The 6486-nt window shown below is 48.0% G+C and carries 8 protein-coding genes; all 8 read left to right on the top strand.

What is annotated here, in order from left to right; genetic code table 11:
* A partial coding sequence (locus J4G02_03190) for a cytochrome c maturation protein CcmE (GenBank protein ID MCE2393600.1) occupies window positions 1-198 on the top strand: 198 nt, incomplete at its 5' end.
* 24 nt (window positions 199-222) lie between these two features.
* The gene (locus tag J4G02_03195; protein ID MCE2393601.1) at window positions 223-2235 is read left to right on the top strand and encodes a heme lyase CcmF/NrfE family subunit; all 2013 of its coding nucleotides are present in this window, start codon (window positions 223-225) and stop codon (window positions 2233-2235) included.
* A gap of 1 nt (window position 2236) precedes the next feature.
* Window positions 2237-2743 carry a cytochrome c-type biogenesis protein CcmH gene (locus J4G02_03200; protein MCE2393602.1) on the top strand — a complete coding sequence of 169 codons (507 nt, stop codon included), beginning with the start codon at window positions 2237-2239 and terminating at the stop codon, window positions 2741-2743.
* Window positions 2744-2766: 23 nt separating this feature from the next.
* Window positions 2767-3105, top strand: coding sequence for a hypothetical protein (locus J4G02_03205; GenBank protein ID MCE2393603.1), 339 nt, complete (start codon window positions 2767-2769; stop codon window positions 3103-3105).
* 3 nt (window positions 3106-3108) lie between these two features.
* Window positions 3109-4491, top strand: coding sequence for a hypothetical protein (locus tag J4G02_03210; protein ID MCE2393604.1), 1383 nt, complete (start codon window positions 3109-3111; stop codon window positions 4489-4491).
* An 87-nt stretch (window positions 4492-4578) separates the two neighbouring features.
* Window positions 4579-5256 carry an ABC transporter ATP-binding protein gene (locus J4G02_03215; GenBank protein MCE2393605.1) on the top strand — a complete coding sequence of 226 codons (678 nt, stop codon included), beginning with the start codon at window positions 4579-4581 and terminating at the stop codon, window positions 5254-5256.
* A 23-nt stretch (window positions 5257-5279) separates the two neighbouring features.
* Window positions 5280-5996 (top strand): heme exporter protein CcmB, encoded by a 717-nt coding sequence (locus tag J4G02_03220; protein MCE2393606.1) that lies wholly within the window; start codon window positions 5280-5282, stop codon window positions 5994-5996.
* Between the two features lie 38 nt (window positions 5997-6034).
* On the top strand, window positions 6035-6486 hold a 452-nt coding region (gene ccsA, locus J4G02_03225; GenBank protein ID MCE2393607.1), incomplete at its 3' end, for a cytochrome c biogenesis protein CcsA.

A 6486-nucleotide genomic window follows, 5' to 3' on the forward strand; every position in this document is an offset into this window, starting at 1 on the left:
AGCGTCAATGTCCTCTATGCAAATAGGCTCAGACCCGATAATTTCAAAGATGGCGGAAATGTCTTTATTCAAGGGAAGTATAACGCAGCCGAAAATCTTATCGTTGCCTCCAAACTCCAAACGAAGTGTGCGTCCAAATATGAAGCAGCCGAAGGAATGACAGCGCAGACCGGCGGAACCGATACAAACAATTATTAAGCCTCAGAAGGAAAGACACGCGTTATGGCAGAATTGGGACAGGCAGCAATATGGCTTTCGGTTTTTTCCTGTCTATGGGCATTGACGATGCTCTGGATGGGATTACGTCATAACAATTACAACGCAGTTATCAGCGGCCGAAATGGGGTTGTCGGGACCTTTGCTTTAATAACGCTTGCAACAGGCGCATTAATCTACGGTTTTGTAACCAACGACTTCTCGATAAAATATGTTGTCGAAGTCTCCAGCTATGATCAACCTCTGTTGTACAAAGTCACTGCGTTGTGGGGACGGATGTCCGGTTCGCTCCTGTTTTGGCTTTGGCTTGTGACACTTTTCGGCGCATTGGTTGTATGGACAAACCGACGTGCAACCGATTACTTGGCTGACTATGCCCTCATCCCTATCTCGATAGTACAACTCTTTTTTATCATTCTCGTGACGGGACTGGTCGAAGGCGTCTACAATCCCTTAGAACGTTTACCAAATGGTGTGGTTGCTCGCGACGGTGCGGGAATGAATCCGCTGCTGCAAACACCTAGCATGGCTTTTCATCCCCCATCGCTTTATGTCGGCTTCGTCAGCCTGACCGTGCCGTTTGCCTTTGCTGTCGGTGCTCTCGCTGCTGGTAAGATCGGCAGCGAGTGGATTAGCAGATCACGGCGATGGATGATGGCATCTTGGCTGGTGTTGACCGTTGGCATCACGCTTGGGGGAAATTGGGCATATCGTGAACTCGGATGGGGTGGCTATTGGGCATGGGATCCCGTCGAAAACGCTTCTTTCATGCCGTGGTTGCTCGGCACCGCCTATCTCCATTCAGTGATGATCCAAGAGAAGCGGAACATGCTCAAACTCTGGAATATCGTCTTGATTACGCTTGCGTTTGAGTTTACGCTCTTGGGCACCTTCATCACCCGTAGCGGTATAATTACCTCTGTACACGCATTTGCGCAATCCGACATTGGGGGCTACTTCCTAGGGTTCATTTTCCTCTCCACACTCGGTGTCATTGGGCTTATTGCTTATCGCTGGAACGACCTGAAAAGTCCCAATCGTCTTGAATCTCTCCTTTCTCGTGAAAGTTCGTTCCTCCTAAACAACTGGATGCTTGTCGGCTTGACACTGATTATCCTCTGGGGAACGCTGTGGCCCATTATCACAGAACAGGTCACCGGTGAAAAAGCCGCGGTCCCAGAGGCATTTTTCAATCAGGTGGTCATTATCCCCGGACTACTACTCCTATTGCTCACAGGGGTCGGGCCAATTATTTCATGGAAAAAGTTGACACCGAGCAACTTTAAACGGATGTTCGCTAAACCGATTGTTTTCGGACTAGTTGGCGGCATACTCGCATGGGTGTACCTCGCTCTGAAAGGACATACTGGGGCAATTTACTCCGCACTATGCGTATTCGCCGGTGTTTTTGCCCTCGTAGCCATCTGTGACGAATTCTATCGCGGATCAAAATTACGAGCTAGGCGTCAAGAAACCTCATTCTTTGATGGACTCATTCAACTCATTCAACGCAACAAACGTCGATACGGCGGTTACATCGTCCATATCGGCATTGTGGTCTTATATATTGGGATTCTGGGGTCTAAGGGCTATTATCTCTTGGAATCGAAGGGGCTGCACCTCGGGGAATCAATGGAGGTCGGCGACTACAGACTCACGATACAGGATGCGTTTCAGGAGGAACATCCTAACTTTTCGCTCGGTGGCGTTGTATTCGCTATTGAAAAAGGTGGAAAACCGATGGGAACAATGCGTCCGGCGCGCGGATTTTATCACAAAGCCGGTCAAGGCGAACAGGATACCATCGAGTCAGCCATCCGTCATATGGGATTAAATGATCTCTATATCGCATTAGGTCCCCTTCCCGAAAACGTACCCGCCCATGTGCAGTCCGGTGGAATCGTTTCTGTTCAAGTTTATCATAATCCGCTTATCAATGTTGTCTGGCTTGGGGTTGCCATCATGATGATTGGTGGACTGGTCGCAATCTGTGAGAAGCACGTCAAAGGTGGTGCTTAAAATGAAAAGTTGTCGCACTGTTTTCTTAATTTTAATGTCCTTCGGCTGCTTAATTCCGGTGGCAGATGCTCAAGAGCAGGCATCCACAACCGCCCCATCGCTTGAAGCAAACTTAGATCAACTGATGACCAGTGTATACTGTTACTGTGGCTGCGTGCGAGAAACAATTAGGCATTGCGTCTGTGGCGTTGCTCAACAGATTGAAACGGATTTTCGCAACCGCCTCAGTGCTGGGGGAACGGTTCAACAGATTCGGGATGATTATCTTGCAAGGTACGGCACGCAATATTCAGCACTCATGCCTGCCAAAGGATTCAATATCGTCGCTTATGCCATGCCTGCCGTCATCATCGTGCTGGTCGGCGTTATTGTCTTTCTTGTGCTTAGGTCAAAACGTAAGGCAGTACTAGCGAAATCATCTGCTCCAACAGCACCACAGCAATCAGCATCGGCGGACCAATACGAGCAAATTGAGGAAGAACTGGAGCGTCACAAACGACAGAGGTAACCATTAGGTTAGGAGTGTAGCTTATGTTTCTTGTGTTTCTATGGATTTTACTACTTGGACTCCCCCTGTTGGTTTATTTGGGCTTGCCGCTGTGGTCGAAACCGCGTCTGTCCCCAGAAATGGACGCAGTTGAAACCCGAATGCAAACGTTGTATCTTGAGCGTGAACGCAGCTATTCAGCACTTGTGGATCTTGAAGAAGACTACGAAACAGGGAAGCTATCCCAAGCAGATTATCAAGCACTACGAGGACAACTGTTGCAAGAAACCGCAGCGGTGTTGACGCAGATCGAAACAGCCGGTATGGCGTCTGTGGAAGAAGAAATCGAAAAATATAAACAAAAAAAGGGTTCACGGAGTTAAAATATGCACAACTATCGCAAAGCCGGCAAACTAGGAAACGAAAGACTCCCCGAATCACACAGTCCCAAGCGAACTAGAAAAAAATTGGCGATGATTCGCGAAGATTCGTGGATGCTTTTACGTTTCACGTTTCACGTTTCATTCTATATATTCACGGCTTTAATCTGTCTACCCTTCGCCGTCGGACAAGGGGACATCGGCAAAATTGAAGGACAAGTCATAGATAAGAAGGAAAATCAACTGCTTTCTCAACAGTTAGTGATTCTACAGATTCACCGAGAAAGTGAGGAGGTCCAGCAACGTGAGACGGTGACAGATGATAACGGGACTTATATCTTCGACAATCTCTCAACCGCTTTCGATGTGCATTATACTGTCTCGACCAGTTATGAAGGTAAGGACTATATCGAACAGGATCTCGTTCTGTCGGAGTGGCTGCCTAACATCACGGTCAATATTGAGATTGGGGCGTTTACGGATGATCCATCGCAGGTCAAAATTCGACAGCATACGCTCATCATTCGGCCACCTCCAGCCGACCACGCCCCTGATGGGGCGGTGTCCATACTGGAACTCATTCAAATCGAAAATACCGGCGAATTGGCTTTTCAGGCATCAATAGACAATCAACCCGCAGGTATGAATTTCAACCTGCCAAATGGACACGAAGACCTTCAACTTGACCAGACCTTCAAACAAGAACTTGGGTTAAACGCAAACCGATTAATTGCAAGCCAACCGCTAGCACCGGGAACGCATCAAGTCGGATACTCCTATTTGATGCACGTTGTTAATTCGGATTTAGACCTCTCTCGAAAACCGACATTTGATACCGCCCAATTCTATGTATTCATCTCAGACGGAATGCCGTTGGGACCACAATCGAGAATATTGGGGGCAGGTCGTCGGGAAGAAATTCACGGACTAGTGTATACCATCTATGCGACGGATCCGGCGAAGCCGCTATCAACGAACCAAACCGTAGACCTGCGCTTCAGAGTTACATCCGCCGCGCCTCCATCTCAAAGTGGTAGAAGTGAAACAGCTGGAAAACCGTCCGACCCAAAGATGATTGCGCTGATCGCGATCTCCGCGGCACTCGCAGGCGGTTTTTTAGTTGCGGCGATTTTCAAAATCCGACCTCCTACATCGAAGCCATCCGAAGACTCTCAGAAGCCCCAAGCGGCACCCGATGCAAGTTGGCTTGGCAAATCAGATGCCGCCGATCTTGAGCGGACGCGGGTTGCCCGGCTTGAAATGATTACTCGTTTAGAAGAATTGCATGAAAAACGTGAAATCTCCGATCGGGTTTATAAGCGGTTACGGAAAGAGCAGGCGGATCGGCTTGCTGCCGTTTTGGCGCGCATTAATAGGGAGGAAACGTGATCCTAAAGATGAATCTCTATTGAAGCAAATTTCAAATCCTCTCACCGCAATTTTCTACTAATCATGCTCCTTCAAGCCTCCCAAATCATGAAACGCTTCGGGCATCGAGTAGTGTTGAACGGACTCGACCTCAACGTCCAACCCGGTGAAGTTGTTACGATTTTTGGACCAAACGGAGCAGGAAAAACGACACTAATTCAGATCCTTTCGACATTGATTAAACCAACGTCCGGTGCACTTCAAATTGGAGGGATCGATGCCCTTACGGAAACGTTGCGCGTCCGCCCATCATTGGGGTTGGTCGTTCATGAACCGCTCGCTTATCTTGAACTTAGCCCTTATGAGAACCTGAAGTTTTTCGGACGACTCTACAGGCTTGATCGGTTAGATCAACGCATCGCAGATCTTCTCGACGAGGTCCAACTGACCCCTTATGCACACGAACCTGTCAAGATCTTCTCACGCGGCATGACTCAGCGATTCATGATTGCCAAGGCACTGATCCATGATCCGACAGTGCTGCTCTTCGACGAACCGTTTTCGGGGCTTGACCTCGCTGCGCAGCAACTTGTGTTAAAACGGATCGATCAGGAACGCGCTCGGGGTAAAGGAATTGTCCTCACAACGCACAATACGGAATTGGGCTACCACACCGGCTCCCGTTTCCATTTTCTGTTGAACGGTCAAATTGAGACAGTTGCTGAAAAGACAGATATTGGATTGGAAGCGTTGTCTCGTGAGTATGAGAATCGATTAAAAAGATAGACAGGTAGGAAATAATTTAATCAATGGAAGCATTTCGCCAAATCGGTTGGTTGATTCACAAGGATCTCGCACTCCAATTTCGTACAAAGGACATGCTGGCTTTAATCGTTGTGTTCAGCGTGTTAGTCGTGCTGATTTTCTGCTTCGCATTTGGACCGATTTTTCCCGAAAAATTGGAGGAACGAGGAAAACTGGCTGCCAGTGTGTTATGGGCGACATTCCTGTTTGCGGGCACCATCACCCTGAATAGGTCTTTCGATATTGAGCGCGCAAACGGCGCCCTGCACGGACTAAGGTTGACAGGGATAGATGCGAGTTACCTTTACCTCTCAAAGGTTGTCAGTATCTTTGTTTTTCTCATACTGCTGGAGGTTGTTGTCACACCGATCACCCTTCAATTCCTAGATGTGATCACTGTGTTACCTGTCGCGTTACAAGAACAACTCCCTTGGCTGCTGCTCAAACTTATCGGCGTGCTTGCCATTGGAACGCTCGGCTTCTGTGCGGTCGGTGTCATCGTATCGGGTATCTCTGCCCATACGCACGGAAAGGAAAGTCTCCTCTCCGTCATCTTACTGCCGCTGACCTTTCCGGTGATTATGGCGGGAGCGAAATGCACCGTTTCTCTGCTGACAACCGGTGGGCTTGGAGGAAACTTCTGGATTTCAGTTTTGGTTGTTTACAGTCTCGTATTCCTAGCAAGCTCATATCTCCTCTTTGAAGTTGTTGTTGAGGGTTAAGCTACCCCGCTAATCCCATTCCTAAAAAGGGAGGAAACATGACACGCACTCAACTAGTTGGGGTACTCGCAGCAATCTTCCTATTTGTTGCTATCTACTTCGTCTTCAGCTTCGCCGAGATTGAGATGACGATGCTAGAAGTGCAGAAGATTTTTTACTTTCATATTTCTTCAGCGTTTACCTTATTTCTCGCCTTCGGCGTGACCTGCATCTCCAGCATACTCTATCTAATCAAGCGCCTAGACAAGTATGATACGATTGCGCTTGTTTCAACAGAAATAGGAATCGTTTTTGGGATAGTCGTGTTTACTACAGGACCTATCTGGGCGAGATTTGCTTGGAATACTTGGTGGAATTGGGAACCGAGACTAACAAGCGCGTTGATACTTTGGCTGACATATATCGGTTACCTTATTCTGAGGTCTGCCCTAGCGGAAGAAAAAAAACGGGTTTATTCCGCAGTCTTGGGCATTATTGGCTTCCTGAATGT

The organism is Candidatus Poribacteria bacterium (genome assembly GCA_021295755.1).
Lineage (GTDB): Bacteria > Poribacteria > WGA-4E > WGA-4E > PCPOR2b > PCPOR2b.

What these genes read in the sequence shown, in the direction of transcription:
- J4G02_03195 (MCE2393601.1), top strand. Translation starts at nt 223, where the DNA reads ATGGCAGAATTGGGACAGGCAGCAATATGGCTTTCGGTTTTTTCCTGT.
- J4G02_03200 (MCE2393602.1), top strand. Translation starts at nt 2,237, where the DNA reads ATGAAAAGTTGTCGCACTGTTTTCTTAATTTTAATGTCCTTCGGCTGC.
- J4G02_03205 (MCE2393603.1), top strand. Translation starts at nt 2,767, where the DNA reads ATGTTTCTTGTGTTTCTATGGATTTTACTACTTGGACTCCCCCTGTTG.
- J4G02_03210 (MCE2393604.1), top strand. Translation starts at nt 3,109, where the DNA reads ATGCACAACTATCGCAAAGCCGGCAAACTAGGAAACGAAAGACTCCCC.
- J4G02_03215 (MCE2393605.1), top strand. Translation starts at nt 4,579, where the DNA reads ATGAAACGCTTCGGGCATCGAGTAGTGTTGAACGGACTCGACCTCAAC.
- J4G02_03220 (MCE2393606.1), top strand. Translation starts at nt 5,280, where the DNA reads ATGGAAGCATTTCGCCAAATCGGTTGGTTGATTCACAAGGATCTCGCA.